This window comes from Marimonas arenosa (assembly GCF_030848945.1).
GTDB classification, from domain to species: domain Bacteria; phylum Pseudomonadota; class Alphaproteobacteria; order Rhodobacterales; family Rhodobacteraceae; genus Marimonas; species Marimonas arenosa.
This window is the reverse complement of record NZ_JANHAX010000006.1, coordinates 121,060-144,564: the sequence shown is the minus strand read 5'-3', so window position 1 is coordinate 144,564 and position 23,505 is coordinate 121,060. Positions and strand designations below refer to the sequence as shown.

The 23,505-nt window shown below is 60.3% G+C and carries 23 protein-coding genes and 1 pseudogene; 18 read left to right on the top strand and 6 right to left on the bottom strand.

What is annotated here, in order from left to right:
- Positions 1–220 precede the first annotated feature (220 nt).
- Positions 221–949 carry a LysR family transcriptional regulator gene (locus NO357_RS17735; protein ID WP_306737065.1) on the top strand — a complete coding sequence of 243 codons (729 nt, stop codon included), beginning with the start codon at positions 221–223 and terminating at the stop codon, positions 947–949.
- A 563-nt stretch (positions 950–1,512) separates the two neighbouring features.
- On the opposite strand, the gene NO357_RS17730 is transcribed toward NO357_RS17735, so the two are convergent.
- Positions 1,513–2,031: a MarR family winged helix-turn-helix transcriptional regulator gene (locus NO357_RS17730; protein WP_306737063.1), complete on the bottom strand. Its 519-nt coding sequence runs from the start codon at positions 2,029–2,031 to the stop codon at positions 1,513–1,515.
- A gap of 236 nt (positions 2,032–2,267) precedes the next feature.
- Between NO357_RS17730 and ectA the strand changes: the two genes are divergently transcribed.
- The 5 genes from ectA to NO357_RS17705 all read left to right on the top strand — a co-directional run bounded on the left by ectA (position 2,268) and on the right by NO357_RS17705 (position 7,052).
- The gene (gene ectA / locus NO357_RS17725; protein WP_306737062.1) at positions 2,268–2,801 is read left to right on the top strand and encodes a diaminobutyrate acetyltransferase; all 534 of its coding nucleotides are present in this window, start codon (positions 2,268–2,270) and stop codon (positions 2,799–2,801) included.
- A 54-nt stretch (positions 2,802–2,855) separates the two neighbouring features.
- Positions 2,856–4,148 (top strand): diaminobutyrate--2-oxoglutarate transaminase, encoded by a 1,293-nt coding sequence (gene ectB / locus NO357_RS17720; RefSeq protein WP_306737061.1) that lies wholly within the window; start codon positions 2,856–2,858, stop codon positions 4,146–4,148.
- A gap of 5 nt (positions 4,149–4,153) precedes the next feature.
- Positions 4,154–4,549 (top strand): ectoine synthase, encoded by a 396-nt coding sequence (locus NO357_RS17715; protein WP_306737060.1) that lies wholly within the window; start codon positions 4,154–4,156, stop codon positions 4,547–4,549.
- Between the two features lies 1 nt (position 4,550).
- Positions 4,551–5,975 (top strand): aspartate kinase, encoded by a 1,425-nt coding sequence (locus tag NO357_RS17710; protein ID WP_306737059.1) that lies wholly within the window; start codon positions 4,551–4,553, stop codon positions 5,973–5,975.
- Between the two features lie 426 nt (positions 5,976–6,401).
- On the top strand, positions 6,402–7,052 hold the full coding sequence (locus NO357_RS17705) for a GntR family transcriptional regulator (RefSeq protein ID WP_306737058.1): 651 nt from the start codon (positions 6,402–6,404) through the stop codon (positions 7,050–7,052).
- Between the two features lie 9 nt (positions 7,053–7,061).
- On the opposite strand, the gene NO357_RS17700 is transcribed toward NO357_RS17705, so the two are convergent.
- Positions 7,062–7,766, bottom strand: coding sequence for a type 1 glutamine amidotransferase (locus NO357_RS17700; protein ID WP_306737057.1), 705 nt, complete (start codon positions 7,764–7,766; stop codon positions 7,062–7,064).
- Positions 7,767–7,852: 86 nt separating this feature from the next.
- On the opposite strand from NO357_RS17700, the gene NO357_RS17695 reads away from it, so the two are divergent.
- From NO357_RS17695 to NO357_RS17685, 3 genes are read left to right on the top strand one after another with little or no spacing between them, the layout of a single operon-like run.
- On the top strand, positions 7,853–9,112 hold the full coding sequence (locus NO357_RS17695) for a cytochrome P450 (RefSeq protein WP_306737056.1): 1,260 nt from the start codon (positions 7,853–7,855) through the stop codon (positions 9,110–9,112).
- Between the two features lie 13 nt (positions 9,113–9,125).
- On the top strand, positions 9,126–10,415 hold the full coding sequence (locus NO357_RS17690; RefSeq protein WP_306737055.1) for a type I glutamate--ammonia ligase: 1,290 nt from the start codon (positions 9,126–9,128) through the stop codon (positions 10,413–10,415).
- An 11-nt stretch (positions 10,416–10,426) separates the two neighbouring features.
- Positions 10,427–10,738 (top strand): 2Fe-2S iron-sulfur cluster-binding protein, encoded by a 312-nt coding sequence (locus NO357_RS17685; protein ID WP_306737054.1) that lies wholly within the window; start codon positions 10,427–10,429, stop codon positions 10,736–10,738.
- A 90-nt stretch (positions 10,739–10,828) separates the two neighbouring features.
- Here NO357_RS17685 and NO357_RS17680 read toward each other — a convergent pair whose 3' ends face one another.
- Together NO357_RS17680 and NO357_RS17675 are read right to left on the bottom strand one after the other, a co-directional pair.
- Positions 10,829–12,181 (bottom strand): aspartate aminotransferase family protein, encoded by a 1,353-nt coding sequence (locus tag NO357_RS17680; RefSeq protein WP_306737053.1) that lies wholly within the window; start codon positions 12,179–12,181, stop codon positions 10,829–10,831.
- A gap of 180 nt (positions 12,182–12,361) precedes the next feature.
- Positions 12,362–13,156 carry an IclR family transcriptional regulator gene (locus NO357_RS17675; protein ID WP_306737254.1) on the bottom strand — a complete coding sequence of 265 codons (795 nt, stop codon included), beginning with the start codon at positions 13,154–13,156 and terminating at the stop codon, positions 12,362–12,364.
- Positions 13,157–13,321: 165 nt separating this feature from the next.
- Here NO357_RS17675 and NO357_RS17670 point away from each other — a divergent pair, with 165 nt between their 5' ends.
- The 8 genes from NO357_RS17670 to NO357_RS17635 all read left to right on the top strand — a co-directional run bounded on the left by NO357_RS17670 (position 13,322) and on the right by NO357_RS17635 (position 20,814).
- Positions 13,322–14,263 (top strand): tripartite tricarboxylate transporter substrate-binding protein, encoded by a 942-nt coding sequence (locus NO357_RS17670; protein ID WP_306737052.1) that lies wholly within the window; start codon positions 13,322–13,324, stop codon positions 14,261–14,263.
- 51 nt (positions 14,264–14,314) lie between these two features.
- Complete coding sequence (locus tag NO357_RS17665; RefSeq protein WP_306737051.1) at positions 14,315–14,842, top strand: tripartite tricarboxylate transporter TctB family protein; 528 nt, start codon at positions 14,315–14,317, stop codon at positions 14,840–14,842.
- A gap of 9 nt (positions 14,843–14,851) precedes the next feature.
- Complete coding sequence (locus NO357_RS17660) at positions 14,852–16,492, top strand: tripartite tricarboxylate transporter permease (RefSeq protein WP_306737050.1); 1,641 nt, start codon at positions 14,852–14,854, stop codon at positions 16,490–16,492.
- Complete coding sequence (locus NO357_RS17655) at positions 16,375–17,841, top strand: aldehyde dehydrogenase (RefSeq protein WP_306737253.1); 1,467 nt, start codon at positions 16,375–16,377, stop codon at positions 17,839–17,841. Before NO357_RS17660 ends, NO357_RS17655 begins: the two co-directional genes overlap by 118 nt.
- Positions 17,838–19,073, top strand: a complete 1,236-nt coding sequence (locus tag NO357_RS17650) for a Tm-1-like ATP-binding domain-containing protein (RefSeq protein WP_306737049.1) — start codon at positions 17,838–17,840, stop codon at positions 19,071–19,073. The genes NO357_RS17655 and NO357_RS17650 overlap by 4 nt, the downstream gene beginning before the upstream one ends.
- Positions 19,074–19,862: 789 nt before the next feature.
- The gene (locus NO357_RS17645; protein ID WP_306737048.1) at positions 19,863–20,069 is read left to right on the top strand and encodes a cold-shock protein; all 207 of its coding nucleotides are present in this window, start codon (positions 19,863–19,865) and stop codon (positions 20,067–20,069) included.
- 143 nt (positions 20,070–20,212) lie between these two features.
- Positions 20,213–20,458, top strand: coding sequence for a DUF982 domain-containing protein (locus NO357_RS17640; RefSeq protein ID WP_306737047.1), 246 nt, complete (start codon positions 20,213–20,215; stop codon positions 20,456–20,458).
- A 140-nt stretch (positions 20,459–20,598) separates the two neighbouring features.
- Entirely contained in the window at positions 20,599–20,814 is a 216-nt protein-coding gene (locus tag NO357_RS17635) for a hypothetical protein (protein WP_306737046.1), read from the top strand.
- Between the two features lie 57 nt (positions 20,815–20,871).
- Here NO357_RS17635 and NO357_RS21445 read toward each other — a convergent pair.
- Both NO357_RS21445 and NO357_RS17625 read right to left on the bottom strand, forming a co-directional pair.
- Positions 20,872–21,102 (bottom strand): annotated as a pseudogene (locus NO357_RS21445) (integrase core domain-containing protein); the annotation flags it as partial.
- A 48-nt stretch (positions 21,103–21,150) separates the two neighbouring features.
- On the bottom strand, positions 21,151–22,068 hold the full coding sequence (locus tag NO357_RS17625; RefSeq protein WP_306737045.1) for a bile acid:sodium symporter family protein: 918 nt from the start codon (positions 22,066–22,068) through the stop codon (positions 21,151–21,153).
- Between the two features lie 319 nt (positions 22,069–22,387).
- Here NO357_RS17625 and NO357_RS17620 point away from each other — a divergent pair, with 319 nt between their 5' ends.
- Positions 22,388–23,233, top strand: a complete 846-nt coding sequence (locus tag NO357_RS17620; protein ID WP_306737044.1) for a 1-acyl-sn-glycerol-3-phosphate acyltransferase — start codon at positions 22,388–22,390, stop codon at positions 23,231–23,233.
- The last annotated feature ends 272 nt before the right edge of the window (positions 23,234–23,505 follow it).

Below are 23,505 nucleotides of genomic sequence, written 5' to 3'. Positions count from 1 at the left end.
AGAACCTTACTGCGCAGGGTAATGGCTTGCCGCACCGAGAGCCACGTTTGGTGCGCGGTGAGGGAGTATTTCAAAGGGTCGCAACGGTTCCCGTCTTCGATGCTGTTCCGCAAGAGTCTAACGCATCAAGCACTTCGCTGCTTGATGCAATTCGTGCTATCCATCAGAAACGCGACCCCCAAGCCGGGTCACGGGCGAACACGACCGAGATTGCGTCAAGATGGACAAGCTATCCGTTTTGCAGGCCTTCCGTCGCATCGTCGAACGCGGCAGCTTCGCGCGCGCGGCAGAGGATCTTGGCGTTTCGCCGGCGTTACAGAGCCGTGAGATCAAGTTGCTCGAAGATAGCCTCGGGAGCACGCTTCTCACGCGAACGACGCGGTCCATGTCTCTTACCGATGCCGGCCGGCTCTACTACGAAGAAGCACTCGGCATCCTCGATGCCGTCACGAATGTGGAGAACCGCATCCGCGAGGGCGCCAGCGCCGTGCGCGGCCATCTGAGGGTCAATGCGTCGAGCTCGTTCGGCCAGATGGTCATCGCGCCTTTCCTGCCGGCCTTTCTCGAGACCTACCCGGATCTCCGCCTCACGCTGTCGATGGACGACCGGGTTGTGGACATGGTCGAGGGCGGGTTCGATCTCTCCATCCGCATTCGGGCGGCGATGCCGGACTCAGCGCTGGTGGCGCGAAAGATCGGCACCGTGCGGCAATGCGTCTTTTCTGCGCCAACCTATCTGGAGCGAGCCGGGGCGCCACGGCATCCCGAAGAGTTAACGGACCACAACGTTGTCGGCTTCCTGCTGGCGGATCACCTGACACGCTGGACCCTTTCCGGGCCAACGGGCAGCGTGACGCTCGACCTCGACCCATTGGTGAGGGTCGGCAACAGCCTAGTACTGCGTGACTGTCTGACGTCAGCACCAATGGGACAGTTTAGGCTGATTTGATAAGAGAGGGTTTGTGGCTCATCGTAACCGCAAAGGAGTGAAGCTAGGACAGAAACCCGGTGCGCGAGGGAGCCACGGCGAGAAGGTCATCAAGGACTTCTGTTGGACGACTCGGAAAACCGACTTCACATATCTCAAGGTCGTCGGCTGGGGGTGGAAAAACTTTCCCACGATCTTGGGCGATGCCGACATCCGGGAGAAAGGCCTGGGTGGGCGGATGCACAAGGCGCCGTGGTTCCATTCGACCAACTTGATTAACGTACCCGTGAAGAGCCTGGTGCCGGTTGGCAGCCGGCTCAACTCAGGCGGGGCGGATCAGTTGAGCGCAATCCAGGTTCTGGGCTCAGAACCGACTTGCGGCGCCACAGCGTCGACCGCCGTGCGCTCGCTCAGCAACCGTTGGCGACGGCTCAAACTTGCGGTTCACCATTGGTGCAAGATGTCGAGCCGCAGTTCGCCACATGGGGCCTATGCCCGGAGAGGTCACGAATAGCGCATCGAATTTGTGGGCGATCTACACAAAGCCTGACCTTGTCATCAGGGTTCGACCAAGAGCGGGGTCTTCAATTTTCCTGAAGATCGTGGCTGCCTTTCCGTCCGCCCTTGATATCTCCCGTTGTCAAAACCGGCGCGGCATCGAGTTTCTGCGCGTCCATCATGTCGGCCACCCGCTCCAGTGAGGATACCAACTGCGCCTGCTCCCAGTCGGCCAGCTTGGCGAAGGCGCGGACATAGCGCTGCTGCAAAGCGTCGGGGGCATCTTCGAGCCTGCCGTGGCCTTGCGGCGTCGCTACCACGTTGGTCTGGCGCCGGTCGCTTTCTGACTGAACCCGCTCAACGAGCCTCTGCGCCACCAGCTTGTCGACCAGCGCCGTGACCGTGGCTTGGCTCACGCCCATCTGGCTAGCCAGCGCCTTGGGCGTAACGCTGCCGCGTTCGTCGACGATTTGCAGCACCCGGAGCTGCGCCGGCGTCAAACCGACGGCGTGGGCGAGATCGCGAGCATAAAGCTCGGTCGCACGCAGAATACGGCGCAGGGCAATCAGGCTGTCATCTGTTCGGTCGCGCGGCTTCATCGTCATGAAATTATCTTTGCACCAAGCCGCGAGGTGCATCAATCACAGAAAGCGCCAGTGGATACTTCATAATACTTAATTAAACCTGGAAAGATTTTTAGGAAAGCTAATGATTATTCCGCTCGCGATATCTGATATATCGGCGGAAATGCGACCATTTTGCACTTTATGTACTTTAGATATTGAAACATAAACCGCAACCTAATACTTAGCTTACCAAAGAAGACATGAGGAAAGAGCCAATGCCGAAAGACAGTGACACCCCTCGAATGCGCAAGCTCCGTCTGCGCAAACCCGATGCGACGGACGGAGCGGACATCTGGGCGCTTGTGAAAGACTGCAAGCCGCTTGATGAGAATTCCATGTACTGCAATCTGGTGCAGGCCGATCACTTCCGCGATACATGCGTCGTGGCCGAAATCGACGGTGACATCGTGGGGTGGGTCTCCGGCCACATGATCCCCGACCGGGAAGAATTGTTCGTCTGGCAAGTGGCCGTGAGCCCAACGGCGCGCGGGCTTGGGCTGGGAAAAACCATGCTACAAGAGCTCATCCAGCGTGACGCATGCGGCGACGCGACCCACCTCAAGACGACCATAACGCAAGACAATGCCGCTTCCTGGTCGCTCTTCCGCGGCTTTGCTCGCGCCATCGGCGGCCGGTTAGACGACGAGCCGCATTTCGAGCGCGAGGCCCATTTCGAAGGCCGCCACGATACCGAGCACATGGTGACGATCACCCTGCCGACGGTGACCACCCTGGCGCGCGCGGCCTGATCCGTAGCGCACTTCCGCCCGGCTCCCCTACATTTTTCCCTGAAAGGACGTCTCATGCCCAAGGACATGACCGAGAATTCCAATATCTTCGAACGCCGTGAAAGCGAGGCGCGGTCCTACTGCCGCGGCATGCCCGCGACGTTCGCCAAAGCGCGTGGCTCGGAACTCTTCGACGAAAATGGCCGCAGCTGGATCGATTTTCTCGCCGGCTGCTCCTCGCTGAACTACGGCCACAACGATCCCGACATGAAAGCGGCGCTGATCGAACATATCTCGGGCGACGGTATCGCGCATGGGCTCGACCTGCACACCGATGCCAAGGGGGCGTTTCTCGAAGCCTTCGAGCGCCATATCCTGAAACCGCGCGGCATGGATCACCGCGTCATGTTCACCGGTCCGACCGGCGCCAACGCTGTCGAGGCAGCGATGAAGCTCGCCCGCAAGGCCACCGGTCGCACCAACATCATCGCCTTCACCAACGGTTTTCACGGCGTGACCGCCGGGGCGCTGGCCGCCACCGGCAACAGCTATCACCGCGGCGGGGCGGGCATGACGCTCAACGGCGTGACGCGAATGCCGTATGACGGTTATTTCGCGGGCTCAGTCGATACGGCTGATTTCCTCGAAGCCATGCTCGAGGACAAGTCCGGGGGCATCGACGCGCCTGCCGCCATCATCTTGGAAACAGTGCAGGGCGAAGGCGGTCTGAACGCCGCGCGCGCCGCGTGGGTCAAGCGCATCGCACGGCTTGCTAAGGATCACGGCGCCCTCCTGATCATCGACGATATCCAGGCCGGGTGCGGGCGCACCGGCACCTACTTCTCGTTCGAGGAGATGGGTGTGACGCCCGATATCGTCACCCTGGCGAAATCGCTGTCAGGTTTCGGTCTGCCGATGGCCATGCTCTTGGTGCGCCCCGAACACGACCTGCTCGGCCCGGCCGAGCACAACGGCACGTTCCGCGGCAATACCCATGCTTTTGTCACCGCCCGCGTGGCGATCGAGAAGTACTGGGCGGACGACGCTTTCGAGAAGGCGCTGGCCCGAAAGGCCGACCTGATCCACGACGCGCTGGCCGATCTCGCAGCCATCGTGCCCGAGGGTGAAATCAAGGGCCGTGGTCTGATGCAGGGCGTCGATGTCGGTTCGGGAGAACTGGCCGCCGACATCTGCGCGCGGGCCTATGAAAAGGGACTGGTGATCGAAACCTCGGGCAACGAGGATCAGGTGGTCAAGGTACTTGCTCCGCTCACGACCCCGGAACAGACCTTCCGCAAGGGGTTCAACATCCTGCTCGATGCCACGCGCGACGCGCTGGCCGGCACGGCAAAAATTGCGGCGGAGTAACCGACATGATCGTAAGAGACTTCAACAAGATCATCAATGACGACCGCGACCGGGTGGTCTCGGACGCGCAATGGACGAGCGTGCGAATGCTGCTGGACGATGATGGAATGGGGTTTTCATTCCACATCACCTTTCTCGAGGAAGGTTCCGAGCACACGTTCGAGTACAAGAACCATTTCGAGAGCGTCTATTGCATGAAAGGCAAGGGCTCGATCACCGATCTGGCCACGGGCGAGACCCACAAGATCGCGCCCGGCGTGATGTATGCGCTCGATCAAAACGACCGTCACACGCTGCGCGCCGAGGAGGAACTGGTCATGGCCTGCTGTTTCAATCCGCCCGTGACCGGCAACGAGGTGCACCGCGAAGACGGCTCCTATGCAGTGGCTGAGGAAGCCTGACATGACCCACACTGTCGAGAAAATTGGCGGGACATCGATATCCCGTGCCGATGAGCTGCGCGATACGCTTTTCATCGGCGAGCGCGAGGGCGCCGATCTATACGGCCGGATTTTCGTCGTCTCGGCTTTTAGCGGCATCACCGATCTTCTGCTCGAACACAAGAAATCGGGACAGCCGGGCGTTTATGCCAGCTTTGCCAATGATGATACCGATCACGGCTGGCATGATCAGCTCGACCGTGTGGCCGAGGCGATGAAAGACGTCCATACCCGCGTGCTCGACCATCCCGGGGATCTGCAACAGGCCGACGCCTTTGTCGAAGAACGACTGCACGGGGCGCGCGGTTGCCTGATCGACCTGCAGCGTCTCTGCTCCTACGGCCATTTCCGGCTGGCCGAGCATATGGGTCAGACCCGGGAATTGCTTTCAGGGCTAGGCGAGGCGCATTCCGCTTTGGTCACCACCTTGCTGTTGCAGCGTGCCGGGGTGAACGCACGATTTGTCGACCTCTCCGGCTGGCGCGACGAGGGCGACGTGACGCTCGAAGAGCGCATTTTCAAGGCTTTCGAGGCGGTCGACCCGGCCTCCGAAATGCCGATCGTTACCGGCTACGCCCAATGCGCCGAGGGCTTGATGGGTGAATTCGACCGCGGCTATTCCGAGGTAACCTTCTCGAGGCTTGCGGCTCTCACGCAAGCCCGCGAGGCGATCATCCACAAGGAGTTTCACCTTTCCTCCTGCGATCCAAAGCTCGTCGGCGAAGGTGCGGTGCGCAAACTCGGGCGGACAAATTACGACGTGGCGGACCAACTCTCAAACATGGGAATGGAGGCGATTCACCCCAAAGCGGCCAAAACGCTGCGTCAAGCCGACGTGCCGCTGCGCGTTACAAATGCCTTCGATCCCGACGATCCCGGCACATTGATTGACGACCAGCCCGCGCAGACGCCTGCCACAGAAATCGTCACCGGGCTCGAAGTCGTTTCGCTGGAGCTGTTCGAGCAGGACATGGTTGGAGTCAAAGGCTATGATGCCACCATCCTCGACGTGCTCGCCCGTCACGACGTGCGGATCGTTTCGAAAGTCTCGAATGCCAATACGATCACGCATTACCTGGACACGTCGCTGAAAACCATGCGCAGGGTCGAACGCGATCTCGCCGGGCGCTACCCGTCGGCCGAAATCACCAGCCGTCGGCTTTCTATGGTGTCGGTGATCGGGCGCGATTTACGCGGGCTTTCCGTCCTGCCGCGCGGGTTAGCAGCGATTGCTGCGGCCGGGATCGACATCGTCGGTGCAAGCCAGGGGCCGCGCAATGTCGACGTGCAATTCCTGGTCGAGCGCGATGCGCTGGCTGCTGCGATCCGTGCCCTGCACACTGAGTTGATTGACACGGTCACTCCCAATATTCGACAGGCAGCTTGATCCAATGCGGTAATACCAGGATCTATGGTATTGAACTCGTGATCCCGAACGTCGCGGTCCGATCCAGCGGCGCCATATAGCTTCGCTGCTGAAGCAAGCATCTGCTCACTGTCCGTGACGGAGGAAGGCGGACTTTTCACAATGGTCGCGGACATTTCCTGAATGCGCACCAAACAGCGGCAGCCTGCTTGACCCATTCATGGATAGTCGCGGCGCAGGTTTATACTCCTGCCCAAGCTTTCGACGCTGCGCTTGGCTCGCACCCGCGCCACCTGTTGCTCTCTGGGTGAAGCGGGATACGCGTTTCCCGTTTTCGGCATGAAGAACATTCTCCTTCATCAGTTGAAACGTGTCCGTCAAACCAGGGATCTCCAACTCCATGGCGACAAGGTTTGCATTTCCACCCGGTAACGGCATAGTTCCGGCATGGCAGGTCAGACCGACATGATCGTCAAGCGGATCCTCGAGGGCATCGACCTTGGCGAATTGAACCCGGGCGATCCGATCGAAGAAAAAACCCTGATTGACGCATACGGTGTCTCTCGGACCCCATTACGCGAAGCCATTCTCAGGCTCGAAGCCATGGGGCTGGTGGATCGGCAACCTCGCAAGGGGGCGGTTTTGTTCAAGCCGACGCTTGAGGAGTTTCTGGCGATCCTCGAAGTCCATGCCAAGCTCGAGGGCCAGGCTGCGGGGTTGGCGGCGCGCCGACATGGACCAAAAGACATCGCGGAACTGGAACGCATCGTCTCGGATTGTGAACGTCACGCGGCGGACGAGGGCGACAGCGATCCCGATCGCTATTATCAGCTTAATCTCAGATTCCACGAAGCTGTCGCTCTGGCGGCCGGCAACCCTTTCCTGCTGGATATGATCAAGACCAACGCCCGAAAGCTGCTGGCGTATTATCGAGCCCGCTATCGCTACGCCGGTGCCATTTCGGCGTCTGCCGGCGACCATCGGGCGCTGCTGGAACTAATCCGTGCGCGCAAGGCGCCAGACGCCGAGGCGTTCATGACCGAGCATGTACAATTCGATCAGGTCACGGCGATGGACCTGCTTGCTGCGCTCGATTGAGCGCGCGCATTATCCTGCTTCCTGGCGGAAAAACTCCATGATCCAGCGTGCGAACTTTGCGTTGTCGGCGCGCTCTGAGAGCGAGGCGCGGGCGGCTGCGATCACCTCGGGCGGCTTCTGATCGGCGAGTTCCTCGATTAGCGCTGCGATGAACTCCGAGTTCATCTCGGGGTGATACTGGGTGGTAAAAACCTTTCGACCGATCACGAAGCCACCCACCGGGCAGCCCGCATTGGCCATGGTCACCGTGGCGCCACGAGGCAGGCGCGTGACCTGTTCGATATGCGCGGCGTACTGGCGGACCGGTCCGCCGTCCATCCACGGCGCGGGGGCCGTAACCTCGGTCTGAATGGTGCCAAAAACCCAGCCCCCGGGGTTGTTCGACACCGCGCCGCCAAGCGCCAATGCAATGGCTTGGTGGCCGAAACAGGCGCCAAACAGCGGCACGCCGGCCTCGAATGCTTCGCGGATCAAGGAAAAGAGGCGGGGCAGCCACGGGTCGAGATCGTGAACCGAGGCGGGGCTGCCGGTGACGATGACTCCGTCATACCCGGAGACATGCTCTGGAAAGTGTCCGTCCTTTACTGAATAAACCGGAAACTCGCAGTCTGGGCAGAGTGGCATAAGTCGAGCGCGCCACTTCTCGCCGTCCTTGGGATGAGCCTGGGCAAAGTCGCTCTCGTCAGTGTTGGACATCAGGATGGCAATGCGCATGATTTCCCCTATTTACATATTTAACATGTTCATTAGTATATTTATAAGCGCGCAAGGACAACAATGATCATATCAGGGAGGCGCGAATGACCGTCTGGACCCCGGCAGACGACGGACATGCGGATCTGTCCAGCCATGACACCTTCACCGAAGGGCCGCCGCACAACACCTTTGCCCGCATGCGCCGCGAGGCGCCTCTGGAATGGACCGAGTGGTCCGGCGGCAAAGGCTTTTGGAACGTCACCCGCAACGAGGACATTCTCAAGCTCAACCGGGATACCGGGCTGATGTCCTCGGCCCGGGGCATCCGGATGGAGGACCAGAGCTACGAGGAATACCTTGCCCGGCGCACCTTCCAGGAGACCGACCCGCCCGAACACATGCGCACCCGAATCAAGGTGGCCAAGGCCTTCTCAGCCCCGGTGGTTGCCGGGTTCGAAGACCAGATCCGGAAGCTGTGTGACGAAATCCTCGACCAGGCGCTAGATTTGGGAAGCTTCGACGCTACCAAGGCGATCGCCCGCCAGTTGCCGATGCGGATGCTAGGCCAGATCCTGGGGACGCCCGACGAAGACTTGCCCTGGCTGGTCGAGAAGGGCGACGCGCTGATTGCCAATACCGACCCGGATTTCACCGACCACGTGCTCGACAAGATGGAAACTGATGAATACCGGTTGATGCCGTTCAATTCCCCGGCGGGCGCCGAGTTGTTCGACTATGCCAAGGAGCTGATGGCCGAGAAAAACCGCAAGGGCGACACCGAAGGTGTGCTCCACCTGATCCTTCAGCCCGACAAGGACGGCGAGGTCATGCCGGAGAACGAGTTCCGCAACTTCTTTTGCCTTCTGGTCGCCGCGGGCAACGACACCACCCGCTACTCGATCGCCGCCGGTATCCAGGCGATGGCGCACCAGCAGGAATTGCTGGGCCAGATGCAGGAAGGTGGCGAGGTTTGGAAGACAGCGGCTGACGAGATCATCCGATGGGCGACGCCAGCGCTTTATTTCCGTCGCACCGCGACGCGCGATTTCGAGATGCATGATCAGAAGGTGAAGGAAGGCGACAAGGTGTTGTTGTGGTGGGCTTCGGGCAACCGGGACGAAACGGTGTTCGACGATCCGTTCCGGGTAAACCTGTTTCGCCACCCAAATCCGCATGTCTCGTTCGGCCAAGGCGGGCCGCATGTCTGTCTTGGAATGCACCTCGCCCGGCTGGAAGTGCGGGTTCTGTTCCAGGAACTCGCCAAGCGGATCTCCAAAGTAGAACCGGCTGGACCGCACCGGTTCCTGCGGTCAAACTTCGTCGGCGGGATCAAGGAACTGCCCGTCACCATGACCCCGGCCTGAGGAGGAAGCCCACATGCAAGACCGCCTGCGCGCAATGTTTCTCGATCACCTGTCGATCCTGCGCGGAAAGTATCTGCCGGTATCTAAAATCGGTGACAACAATACCCGGTTTTGCCGGTCCACTTTCGGTGTGCACTACGACAAGGACCTGCTCGATGCGCCGGGTGCGATGATGATGCAGGGCTTGCCCGACATGGAACTGCAGTGGAAGGCCGAGGATATCCGCGACGGCTGGGAGCGGGGTACGAAAGTCGTGCTGGGCGATCTTTATGACGACGCAGGCACCCCCCTGACACTCGATGGGCGTGGTGCGCTGCGCAAGGCGGTGGCCGACTGGGGCGAGATGGGACTGTCCCCGATGGTCGGCATCGAGCTTGAGTGTTTCGCCATGCAGGGTAACGAAAACGGTCGGCTGGTGCCTTATGATGCGCCTGGCGGCGTTGTCTATGGCACCGGCCCTTTCACCGACCCGATGCGTTTTACCGACGACATCTGGGAGCGCGCCGAACAGCTTGGCTTCAAGCTGGAAATGATGACCGGAGAATATGACAGCCCGCAGTTCGAATTCACGCTGACCTTCGATGAGGCGGTGAAGGCGGTGGACGACATCGTGCTGTTCCGTCAGATGGCGCGCGAAGTGGCGTTGGAACACGGCATCGTGCTGACCTTCATGCCGAAACCGATCGCCGAGGCCGGTGGCTCGGGAATGCATATCAACTTTTCGTTCCGCGATGCCGACGGCCGCAACGCGCTTGGCAACGGTCCCAAGGGTGGGCCGGAGAATATGAACGATCTCGCCAAGGGGTGCATTGCCGGGCTCATGCATCATCACAAGGGGCTTGCAGGGTTTACCGCTCCCACCGCCAACTCCTATCAGCGTCTCCAGCCCGGCGCGCTGGCCGGGTATTGGCGCAATTGGGGCGGCGACCACCGGAACGTCACCAGCCGGGTTTCGACCGAAGGCGGCGCCAAGGCGCGGATCGAACATCGCATGGCCGATGCCTCGTCCAATCCCTATACTGCCGTGGCCGCCGTTCTCCAGGCCGCGCGCCTGGGTGTGACGGCGGGCTATCCCTTGCCGGCGATCGAAACTGGCGACGGGTTTGAGCGCACCGACGCCAAGGACGGCGTTGGCACCGGGCTGAAACAGGTGATGAAGGATCTCGCCGCCGATACTCTGCTTGCCGAAGCCGTCGGTAAGGACCTGGCTGAACACCAGATATTCATGCGGCTGAAAGAAGAAAAGAAAACACGCGAGCTCGAGGGTGATGCTCTGCGCGATTTCTATGTCTACTTCATCTAAGGGGGCACGACATGAAAGTAACCTTCGAGCTGGCCGATGGCACCGAGATCAAGACAGATGCCGGTGCTGGTATGACGTTGAAGGACGTGGCTCTGGCCGCAAGTGTTCCGAATATCACCGGCGATTGCGGCGGCAATCTTTCCTGCGCAACCTGTCACGTCGTGGTGCCGGAGGACTGGGTCGAAAAGGTTGGTGGGCCGGGCGAAATCGAGGACGAGATGCTCGACGTCACCATGGCCCCGCGCGAAGCAACATCGCGGCTATCATGCCAGATCGAGATAACCGAGGCGCTTGACGGACTCAGGGTGCGGGTTCCGGAATAGGCCGAACGAGGCCTTGGTAGGTGAATGGGCGGAGCCGGTATGGCTCCGCCCTAGGACTGTAAGCGGTTACACTTTAGGTGGTTACCGTGTTCAAAGCGACGCGAATCCGGCCTCCAGCGCCGACAGGATCGTCTGCACGTCGTCTGCCGTGAGAACCAGCGGCGGTGACAGGATGATGTTGGGACCAGAGACGCGGACCATGGCGCCGGAGCGGTAGGCGCCCTCCTGCACCGCGCCGATGGTCGCCTTGTCGATCGGGGTCTTGGTGGCGCGGTCGGAGACAAGTTCAAGTGCGCACATCAGTCCGTGGCCGCCGCGGACATCGCCGATGATCTCGTATTTCGTTTGAAGGGTCTGAAGGCCCGCGAAAAGCTCGGCGCCGCGCGCCGCGGCGTTTTCAGGGAGGTTGAGCCGGCGGGTCTCGGCCAGGCAGGCCAGTGCGGCGGCGGCACCGACCGGGTGGCCGGAATAGGTGTAGCCGTGGCCGATGGCAGCCTTGCCGGTTTCGTCGCTCTCGAACACCTCGGCCACGTGTTCGGCGATCATGACCGCGCCGAAGGGAAAGTAGCCGTTAGTTATCGCCTTGGCGGTCGACATCATGTCGGGTTGCACGCCCCAAAGACGCGAACCGGTCCAGGAGCCGGTGCGGCCGAAGGCGGTAATCACCTCATCGGCGATGAGCAGGATTCCGTGGCGCGAACAAATCTCGCGCACCCCAGGCATGAACGATGAGTGCGGCGGGATCACGCCTCCGGCGCCAAGAACGGGTTCCATGATGAAGGCGGCGATCGTTCCGGACCCTTGGAAGGCGATTTCGTCCTCCAGTGCAGAAAGGCAAAGCTGCGCGAGCTTTTCCGGGTCGGATTCGCCAAACGGGTTGCGATAGGTGTATGGCGCGGGGATGTGGAAACAGCCGGGTAAAAGCGGTTCGTACGCGGTGCGAAAATTGGCGTTTCCGTTGACAGAGGCGCCGCCGAAATGGGTGCCGTGATAGCCTTTCTTGAGGGAAAGATACTTGGTGCGGGCGGGTTCGCCGCGGACCTTGTGATACTGCCGGGCAAGCCGCAACGCGGTTTCGACGCTGTCGGAGCCACCGGAGGTGTAAAAGGCGCGGGTCAGTCCGTCGGGGGCGAAAAAAACGCGCAGTTCTTCCGCCAGTTCGATGACGCAGTCGTTGGTGGTCCCGCGGAAAATGGAATAGTAGGGCAGTTGGTTGAGCTGGGCCGAGATCGCTTCCTTTATCAGCTGGCAGGAGAAGCCGAGGTTGACGTTCCACAGGCCGCCGACGCCATCGACCACCGTGTGTCCGTCGACATCGGTGATGGTCACGCCGGAGGCCTCGGTGACGATAGTGGGCGGGTTGGCGCGGCTGTCGGCGGGATGTGCCATCGGGTGCCAGACGGAACGGGCGTTGTTTTCCTTCAAGAAATTAGCTGTTTTCATGCCGGTCTTCCTGTTTTTCTTAATCCGATGAGTGATGGTGTCTTGTGACTGTCTGTGGCCGTTTCTGTAGCGTCGAAATGCGCGGCCGGTCCAAATGCTTCGGGTCCTGGCCTTCGTGAGCCACCGGGAAAGCCACGGGGGCAAAGTGGCAGCGGGGCGTGATTCCGACGACGTCGGTGGTCAAGGTGAGGTCATCCATGCAGCCTCCTCCTTATGCAAGCTTTCCGGCAGGAACCCGCCAAGAAGGCGTGTCAGGTGGCAGGCGCGGCGCATCAGTTCGACCCGGATGCGGGCGCTGAGCGCATCGTCCATGCGCGCCACCGGAGCGGCGACGGCGACAGCGCCGATACAGGCGCTTTCGGCGTCGAAGACGGGAACGGCATGGGACTGCACGTCGGCCTCGAAGCCGCCGATCGACATCGCCATCCCGGCAGTCCGGATGCCGGGCAGCAGGGCCCGGATCCGATCGGGGTCGGTGAGGGTTTGTTCGGTACGTGCCTCGAGAGGCCCGGCAAGAACCTTGTCGACGAAGTCGGAAGGCGAGAAAGCCAGCACGGCGAGCCCGGAGCTGGTGCCGTGAAAGGTAAGTATCTCGGCATCTTCCATACGCACGGCGGTGCCATGGGCCGGGCTGTAGGCATAGGCGATGGTTGACAGGATTTCCCCCTGAAGAAGTGAAAAATGCGCGGTCTCGCCGGTCGCTTCGGCCAATCCTGCGAGCACATGCTGCACGGTTTCGCGCATCGGCACGGTGTATTCCCGGAGAGCGGCGAGGCGCAGGAAGGCCGGGCCGAGCCGGTACTCCCGCCCGCTTCCGACCTGTTCAACGAATCCGTGGTTGGCCAGTTCACCCATGAGTCGGTGCGTCGTCGCTTTGTTCAACCCGGACCGGCGCGCTAAGTCACTGAGCCCGATCCGGGGCGTCGCACGAGAAAAAAAGTCTAGTAGGGACAGTGCTTTGGACGTGGTTCCCATAACGGGCTGTTTTGATCCTCCAAGGATGAGGCGGGTCGAGTTTACCGCGGTAGTCCCGGCTTTCATTTTTGTTGACAGACTCGCCACAGGTCTGTCAATTTGTTTTAAAACCATCGGTTCATTAAATGAACTGACCGTGACAGTCACATAAACAGGGAGAACGATATGAGATCAACTAGACTTCTGGGCGGGGCGCTGGCCGTCGCCATGACCGCCATCGCCGCACCAGTTCTGGCAGAGTATCCGGAGAAACCGGTGAGCTTCGTGGTGCCGTGGCCGCCGGGTGATCTCGAAGATGTGCTCACCAGAATGATCGCCGAGGATTTCGCCGCCGAATATGGCGTTCCGGCGGCCGTGGTGAACAAACCGGGCGGCGGTGGCGGGCCGTTCCCGGGAGCGATCGAGGTGGCGACGGCACCGGCGGACGGTTACATGATCGGATCTTTCGTGCCGGCCGTTTCAGTGATCGGTCATGAGATCGGTATCGATGAACTGACACCCGAAAAATTCGACCCGGTGGGCATCTTTCTCACTTATCCCTTCGTCATCGCCACGTCGGGCGATGCGCCGTATAGTTCGATGGACGAGCTGGCCGCCTATGCGGCCGCAAACGACGTGGCGCTCGGCCATTTCGGCGACGTGCTGACGCCAACACAGGTGACTAAGGCGCTAGCCAAGAATTTGGGCTTCGATTGGGGATCGGACGCCGCATTCGATGCGCTCGACTGCAATACGCTGGCCTCGGGAGATGCCGACGTGATCAACACCACCCTGCAGCTCATCCTGCCCTGTCTCGATGACGTGAAGGTGCTGGTGGCGGTGACAGATGAACGGATCTCGATCATCCCCGACACTCCGGCCATCGGCGAAGTGGATGAGAGCCTGAACATCGCGTTGTGGAATGGACTGTTCGTGACCAAGGAAACGCCGCAGGACGTGCGCGACAAGATCGCCGCCGTCGCGGCCAAGACGGTGATGAGCGATCGGGCCCAGGCGGTCGCCTCAGAGACCGGGGCGCTGGTCTACTGGATGGACGCAGAAGCCTCGGCGACGCGGATCGCGGGCGACAAGGCGACCGTGGCGCATATCGGTTCGATCCTCGAATAACAGTCAGAGCGGGGCCGGCATAGGCCGGCTCCGCTTCGCCGAGGCGCGGGCATGAGCGAGATCGACGAAGACCTGAAACGGCCGAAACGCGGACAATTCCTGTTCGCGGTTTTCTTTTTCGCTGTGGCGGCCCTGCTGGCAGCTCTGCTTTGGGATCAGACGGTTTGGAAACAGGGAAAAGACCTTTTCAGCCAAGCCCGTTTCTGGCCCGCTGTCGGCGTGTTCGGCATGGTCGGTTTTACCGCACTCCACATCTGGCATCTGCCGCGCAGGCGCTTCTCTAAACCCGACTGGGTCGAGGCGCGCACTTGGCTTTCGGTGTTTGAGTTTGCCGCCTGGTTTCTTGTCTATGTCTGGTTAGTGCCGGTCATCGGGTACCTGCCGGTTACGATGGTTTTTGCCGCCATGCTGACGTGGCGCATGGGGTATCGCAGCCGCAAGATGCTATGGATTTCGGTCATCTTTGCGGTGCTCGTGGTGTTAGTCTTCAAGAGCCTGCTGCAGGTGAAGATTCCTGGCGCGGCGCTTTACGAGTTCGCCCCCGCCGCGCTCCGCAACTTCCTTATTCTCTACCTGTAAGCGCAGCCGATGGACCAGATCAACGATTTCATCTCCCAAATCCAGGCCTCCGGGCTCTATCTTGCTCGCTGGGACGTCGTGCTGGCACTGCTGGTCGGATCGGTTGGTGGCGTGTTGATCGGGGCGATCCCCGGGGTCGGTCCGGCGGTGGCCATTGCCATCCTGCTGCCAGCGACGTTCTCCATGGAGCCGATTGTCGGGCTCACCGTGCTGCTCGGTATCTATGGCTCGTCGATGTATGGCGGTTCGATTCCGGCGATCCTGATCAACACGCCCGGCACCGCTGTCAACGCGCTGACCACCTATGACGGCTTCCCGATGACTGCTCGGGGCGAGGCGCGCCGGGCCTTGTCGCTGGCTTATTCCGCCAGCTTCTTTGGCGGGGTGTTCTCGGTTGCCTGTCTAATCTTCCTCGCCCCGGTGCTGGCAAAGATCGCGCCGTTGTTCGGCTCCCGCGAAATTTTTCTCGCCGCGCTGCTTGGGATCATTCTCGTGGTTGTAGCGCACCGACGTCACACGCTGATCGCCGCCGCGATGGCAAGCTTCGGCATATGGCTTTCCACCATCGGGCTGCATCCGGCGACCTATTCCAAGCGCTACACGTTTGACCAGGCTTGGCTGTCCTCGGGCGTCAACCTGATCGTCGTGGTTCTGGGCCTGTTTGCGCTCAGCCAGGCGTTCATCCTGCTGCAAGGGGACGACGAAAAGATCCGTCTTGGCCGGCTCAAGGGGTCATATTTCCAGGGGTTCCGGGAGCTTGCCCGCCACCCGCGCGTCGCCGGTATATCGGCGAGTTTTGGCGTAGTGATGGGAATGATCCCTGGTGTCGGTGAATTTACCGCACAGTTCATGTCTTATACCTACGCGCAGAAAAGCTCCGAACGACCCGAGGATTTCGGCCACGGCTCGTCCGAGGGCCTGATCGCTGCGGAAACTGCGAACAATGCCGTGCCGGGAGCGGCGATGATCCCGCTGCTGGCGCTGGGCATTCCCGGAGAAGCGCTGACCGCGATGATGCTCTCGGTGTTCTATGTTCACAACGTCACGCCGGGGCCTCAGTTGTTTCAGAACGATATGGATTTCGTCGTGGCGCTTTACCTCGCGTTGCTCATTCTCAACGTTCTTGTCGTGGCCTTTCTGCTGGTGGCCACAAACCAGTTGATCAAGGTGGTTCAAATCCCGAACCGCTTTCTGGGCGTGGCGATTCTGACGCTGAGTTTTGTCGGGGTTTACAGCCTGCGCAACAGCTTCACTGACTGTATCCTCGCCGCCGGCTTCGGGCTGCTTGGCTTCATCCTCAAGCGGCTGCATTTGCCGATCGTGCCGATTATCCTTGGCATGGTTCTTGGCAATATCATGGAGGTCAAACTGCGCTCGGCGATGGCACGGGTGAAGTCGCCTCTCGATTTTGTCGATCGTCCGATCGCCGCAATTCTTTTTTCCATCCTCCTCCTAGTGCTGGTCCTGCATTTCCGGCGGGTTTGGCTCGACAGAAAAGAAAGGAAGGCCAGGAAATGGTCGATCAGTCACTCATCGACGAGTTTCGCAGCCAACCTGTCGCACCGCAGAAACTTTTTGTTGACGGAACGTGGCAAGCGGCTTCGGGCGAAGCGCTCGAGGTACTCTCGCCCATCGACGGACGACCGCTGACCACGATCGAACGGGCCCTGCCTGCCGATGTCGACCGTGCCGTGGCCGCGGCGCGGCGGGCTTTCGACGATGGACGCTGGTCACGGTGCCTGCCTGCCGAACGCAAGACGGTGCTGCTGCGGCTTGCCGATCTGATCGAGGCCAAGGCGCTGGAACTCGCAGTCCTGGGCGTGCGCGACAATGGCACCGAGATTTCAATGGCACTGAAAGCCGAGGCAGGGTCGGCCGCGGCCACCTTCCGCTACTATGCCGAGGCGCTCGACAAGCTCTACGGCGAAATAGCCCCGACTGCCCCAGACGTCCTCGGCCTTGTTCATCGTGAGCCGGTGGGCGTTGTCGCTGCCATCGTACCATGGAACTTTCCGCTGATGATTGGTTCGTGGAAGCTCGCCCCGGCGCTGGCGGCCGGCAACTCGGTGGTACTGAAACCGGCCGAGACCGCCTCGCTCACGCTGCTGCGGATAGCCGAACTGGCGGCCGAGGCGGGTCTCCCCGACGGGGTCCTGAACGTTGTGACAGGGCAGGGCAGCGTTGCGGGCGAGGCCCTGGCGCTGTCGATGGATGTCGACGTGATGGTGTTCACCGGTTCCGGCAACACCGGGCGTCGGTTGCTGGAGTATTCCGCGCGATCCAACCTCAAGCGCTGCTATCTCGAACTGGGTGGGAAGTCGCCCAACATCGTGTTTGCGGATGTGCCTGATATTGTCCAGGCGGCCAAGGTCTCGGCCATGGCGATTTTTCGCAACGCGGGTCAGGTTTGTGTCGCGGGTTCGCGGCTTCTGGTTGAGGATAGCATTCATGACGAATTTGTCGCTGCGCTGACCGAAGCCGCGAAAGGGCTCAAGGTGGGCGATCCGCTTGATCTGTCCGCCAGCATCGGTGCGATCAACTCGCTATCGCAGCTTGAAAGCAATCTAGGTTTCGTCTCTGGGGCGCTGGAGGACGGTGCGGAACTGGCACTTGGCGGCAGCCGTATCTTGCAGGAGACGGGTGGCTGGTACATGGAGCCGACAGTGATCAGCGGTGTCGAGCCCACCCACCGGCTGGCGCAGGAAGAAGTGTTCGGGCCGGTGCTCGCCGTCACCTCCTTCCACTCCGACGACGAGGCGGTCGCGATAGCCAATAATTCCGACTATGGACTCGCGGCCGGTGTCTGGACCGCCAACCTCTCCCGTGCCCACCGCATGATCCGCGACGTGCGGGCAGGTGTGGTGCACGTGAATACCTATGGCGGGTCCGACCTCACCGTGCCCCTTGGCGGCGTGAAGCAATCCGGCAATGGCCATGACAAGAGCTTGCACGCCTTTGACAAATACCTCGATCTCAAGACCGCGTGGATCAACCTATGACAAACAAGACCATTCTAGTAGTCGGCACCTACGACACCAAAGACGACGAACTGAACTACATGGCCGAGGTGATACGCGGCCAGGGCGGCGGCGTGGTCACCATGGATGTGAGTGTTCTGGGCGATCCGACCGGGCCCTGCGACTATTCCAAGCACGATGTGGCGGCGGCGGCGGGCTCGTCGATCAAGGCGGCAATCGCCACCGAGGACGAAAACCAGGCGATGCAGATCATGGCAAATGGCTCGGCCGCACTTGCGCTCAGGCTCTACCGTGAGGGTGTTTTCGACGGGGTGGTGGTACTCGGCGGTTCGATGGGCACTGACCTCGCGCTCGACCTGTGTCAGGCACTCCCTTTGGGCGTTCCCAAATACGTGGTTTCCACCGTGAGTTTTTCGCCGCTCATTCCACCTGAACGGCTTGCCGCCGACATTCAGATGATCCTCTGGGCTGGCGGGCTCTATGGACTCAATTCCATCTGTAAAGCCTCCCTTAGCCAGGCTGCCGGCGCGGTATTGGGGGCCGCCCGGGCGGTGCAGAAACCCGACTTTTCCAAACCGCTCGTCGGTATGACCAGCTTTGGCAAGACCGTGCTACGTTATATGGTCGGCTTAAAGCCCGCGCTGGAAGAGCGGGGTTATGAAGTCGCCGTGTTCCACGCGACAGGCATGGGCGGTCGCGCCTTCGAGAGCCTCGCCGCCGAAGGGATCTTCGCCGCCGTGATGGATTTCGCCCCGCAGGAAGTGGGCAACCATATTATGGGTTCTTCGATCTCGGCCGGGCCCGACCGGATGACCAATGCCGGAAAGGCCGGCATCCCGCAAATTGCCGCGCCCGGCTGTTACGACCTGGTCGATTTCGTGGGCTGGCAGGCGGCCCCGGCGAAACTGGCCGCGCAAGAGGTGCATGCACACAACCGGCTGCTGTCGTCGGTGCTGCTTAACGCCGAACAGCGCCGCGACGTCGCCCGCGCCATCTGTGAACGACTTGCCGAGGCGCAGGGTCCGGTCGTATTCCTCTTGCCTCTCAAGGGGTGCAACGAATGGGACCGTCCCGGTGCTCCACTCTGTGATCCCGACGGGCTTGCTGCTTTCATCGATGAGATCCGTACGGGATGCCCGGACAATGTCGAGCTGCGCGAGCTGGAGTGCCATATCAACGACCCAGAATTCAGTGCTGCGGCGCTCGAGGTTTTCGATGACTGGGTTGCGCAAGGGACGATCGCGCCGCAATAGTGCCGTTGCCAAGCCTGGCAGGGCGCTGACGGAGGTCAGGTCGCCGCCTCTTGCAGGATTGATCCCGCCCTGACCAGCTCCCGGTGATCCTTCATTCGTAAAGAGAGTTTGAAGGTCTGGATTTCATATTCGGCGTCAATGTTTTAGGCAAGCGCTACGAGCGCGGAGCCCTCAAATTGCTCAAGCGCTCGATGCGCTTCTGCGGGTGTTTGGCAGCCGAGCGATGAGTGCAGTCTGACGTTTTTGTAGAAGGCATCCCCATTCGATAGGCTGGAACCCGCCCTTCACCGCGTTGTCATAGGCTGCAGCGCGACTTCATCAAGCCGGCCCTTTGTGCATCCTGCAGCATGTGCAGGCGATGAATGACGGCAGAGCAGGACCTACTGCATCTACGTACGCGCAGCAAAATGGTCGACGAAATCTCGACGTCAATTTCGCACACGCAGAATCCGAAACTTATCTGTGCCGCGGATTTTCCCGAGCCGGACACTGACCAGCAGCTGATCAGGTCAAATCCATTCCGGCCGCTCGCGGCATCCGGTTTCTGGATTTCACTTGAGGACGATCCCGCCGTTCGCCGCTGGCGTCTCTTTGTGAAAAATGCTTCAAGACCCGGCTTCTCGTTTCTCAGTCGCGTCCACTTGAATTGGCCCCGACGGCTAACTACCTAAAGTAGGCAAAGCATCTTCTTTCGACCTTCTGTTTCCTAACGGCCTCAGTTGATCTTACGACGACACTGAGCGGGGCTGTCGCATTTTGTGGACGGCAATTACTCTAGGAGACATCACGATGGCTAGTGGCACCGTGAAATGGTTCAATACTCAAAAAGGCTTCGGTTTCATCGCCCCTGACCAGGGCTCGAACGACGTTTTCGTTCACATCTCCGCGCTCGAGCGCTCCGGGATCCAAATGTTGGACGATGGTCAAGCCGTGACTTTCGACATCGAAAGTGGCCGAGATGGCCGCGAAGCCGCGACCAATCTTGCACTGGCATAAACCCTTGGCGATCTAACCAGCGAGGCGGGGGCGGCCTTCGGCTTGTCCCCGTCTTTTCATTCAACGTGGCCTCCTGCGTCTCAGCGATGGCCCTCGAAAAATTGACGGAACAAAACTTGATAGAAATTAGTTGGGGAAAACCCATGACCCTCGTCGTTTCACCGCAAGGTGACACGCAAGAGATCGGCACGATTGAACAGGCCTTTTTTTGGCTGCGTAAAAGGTGGCCGGTCACAGATCATAACCGGGATCTTGCGCTCGAATATGTTGATGCAGCGATGCATTGTCTTGTTACGGTTGGAGCGGCCCGCAAAGCTTTCCACTCGGCCGCGAAAACTGCCGGCTTCATGCCGGGTGACAAAAACACAGATTTGGCCGCCGCTCGCTGATCCAAAAGGATCGACACCCGTTTTTTGAGACCGGTCGATGCGCGCGCATCCAGATACGAGAAGGTTTTGTTCTCCCGAAACTCAAGCCTCCAAGCCATTGGCAAAGTCGCGACGATCCAAACCTATAAGGAATTCTTGAGATGGCGAAACTCACGAAAGACATGTTGTTCAAGGCCGACAAGCCCCGCGCGGAGACTCTTATCGACCGGACCACGCGCGCCGCGAGACAGATACTCAAAGACGAAGCGGAACAGCGTGAACTCAAAACCGCACGCCTGCGCAAGGCGCGGCTCGCGAAAGAAGCCGACACGCCCAGCACTGCGTCCCAGACAACCTCCAAACGGGGACGCAAGTAACGCGAGCCCCAAGTTTCCTCCAGTTCACGGAGAGTCCTTGGGGTTGGTTTGATGACTCTATGCGGCCAGTTTACCCATCATTGTTTTCTCAGCAAAGTTGCTCGGCGTCAGGTTTCCGAGCGGCAAATGTGTTCTGTTTGTGCTGTAATCCTCCTTTCATGCTTCCAGAGTTTACCTGGCCTCGGCAAGTGAGCCGAAGAGTGTCTCGTTGAGGCATTGGTCGCGCAGCTTGCCGTTGAAGTTTTCGATGAATACGTTCTGTTGCGATTTGCCCGGCACGATGTAGTGCTAGTCGATCACGGCCTCCTGCACCTATTGTCCCGGTCGCCCAAATGATCATTGCGCCACCTTGTATCGCGTCATCAGCCTGGCCAGCGCAATACCGGACAGTAGGTGCCATATCCCCCAGAAGGCAGCCACTACGGCCATCCCGCCTAGCCCGCTGAAGAAGCCAAAGATCAGGATCAGCCCAAGTCCAGAATTCTGGATGCCAGTTTCAATCGTCACCGCGCGGCGATCAAAGGCGGACAGCCCCATCAGGCTGGCCGTAGCATAGCCCGCGCCCAACGCCAGAGCGTTGTGCAGAAGCACCAAAACCGCCACCGCTCCGGCGAATTGTAGGAAAATGTCCCAATTCGCCGCCAGCGCCAGAACCACGAAAGCCACGAAAATCCCCATCGACAAATATTGAAGCGGCGTGCGCAGGCGGGTGGTGATGTCGGGCCGTTTCACGTTCAGCATCACGCCAAGACACAGTGGCAGCACCAACATGACGCTGACAGTGATGACCACCGAGATCGGGTCGATCGCGGTTTTCTGCAGTATCGCGCGGGTCGGGCCGTACAGGCTTCCCCAGAAGGCAATATTAACGGGTGTCAACAGGATCGCTCCAACCGTGGCAAAAGCCGTCATCGACACCGAAAGTGCTGCGTTCCCGCCCGCACGATGGGTGATGAAGTTGGAAATGTTGCCACCCGGGCATGCCGCAACCAAGATCAGTCCCAGAGCAATGGACGGCTGCGGAGCAGTCGCCAGGATCATGCAAAAGGTCAACGCCGGCAACACAACGAATTGCGAAAACAACCCTGTCAGCAAAGGCTTGGGAGCATGGGCAAGCTTCTTGAAATCGCCAGGTTTCAGGTCGATCGCGATGGAAAACATGACCACCGCGAGGATGGCGTTAAGGATCTGCAGGCTTGTGGGCGAGAAGTTGAGCAGCACCTCGTCAATGCCAGCGTTAGCCGGGCTGTTCATGTCGTCCCCCCTCTTTCTACTTGCCGACCCAGCAGGTCACGGCTTCGCGATTGCGCGTTTCTGGGACACAATAGGTCAAAACCACGATTTTGGTACTCCCTATCCTTTCAGTGACCGGCTCGGACGGCGCGGCTTTCCCTGCCCGGAGCGCCTTGGCCGCAGCACCTCGTCCTGTCGGCTGGCCACGTGGTCAACGTAAATCGTTGACTGCCGCTCTGCACGGATCAGGTGCAGACGACGTAAAGGCATGTTAGCTTGGTTGGAACTCCAAAACGCACATCCAAAGCACATCTTGGCTAGGTACAAAAAAGACAACCCGATGGACGAACTGCTGCGCGCGCGTCTGCGAATCGCAGAGGGCGCCGATTTGCGGCTGAAGGCGCTGCGGTGGGTCATGTCCGCGGTCGACGTGTTCAATCGCACCGTGACAGGGCAGGCCTTCTTTGCTCTGCGCGAAACCGAGCAGGTGCTGCGCGACCTCGATGGGCGCACCGGGCCAGATCTCGTACGCGCGCTGCTGGCCAGGAACGGCGGCACCCGGATTACCCCGCACGGACTTGAGAACATCCCGGAGCGCGGACCCGTGGTTATCGGCGCCACCCACCCAGTTGGCACGTTTGATTTCATCGCCCATGCCGGTGCCCTTCTGGACCTCCGGCCCGACCTGAAGGTCGTGGCCAACCGCGAGGCTGAGCGGTTCGTGGGCTCGGCTCGGATCATCGCCGTCGATCTGGATCGAAAAGACAACGTTCTGTCGCCGCGCCGGACACGTGCCGGAATGCAGGCCCATTTGCAGGAAGGCGGCGCACTTTTGGTATTCGGGTCGGGACGTGTGGCGGGTATGGCCGATGCGCTGCTGGTCGAACCGCCCTGGCGTTCTGGCATCACACGAATGTCGGCGACCTGCGGCGCGCCGATCGTGCCTGCCTCGGCCGGATTGCGTAACTCACGTCACTACTATCGGACCCGAAGGCTGGCCCGGGTTCTCAGCGGTGGGAATGACGATTTCGGACGTACGGTGGCGTCATTGCGCTATGTGTCAGAACTTTTGGCCAAGCTGGGCGGCGACTATGACGTGCACTATGGCCCAATTCAGCAACCGGGCACGTCTCCGGAAAAACTTCAAGATCTGGCCGAAGGGCTGATCCCCGGGCTCTACAGGTAATCGAAAGTCCGTGACCTCAGAATGTCTGAGCCACTCCGATTCCGGTCGTAAAAAAAAGGCCCAAGATTGAGGGCTCACGTTATGAAACATAGGCTGGCTGTTGCGGTTCTGGCTCCGGCATTTCTGACCGAAGCTTGTGGTCATTTCCACAGGAATGTTCCGGTTTGGGTATTGCTGCAAGATCGGCCTGAGCTCCTGTGAGACGGTGTTGTCCGAGGCCGGCGGACACTGCAATTTTTCTTCCCCCGCTTCGGTTTCTTTAGTCGCGCAGG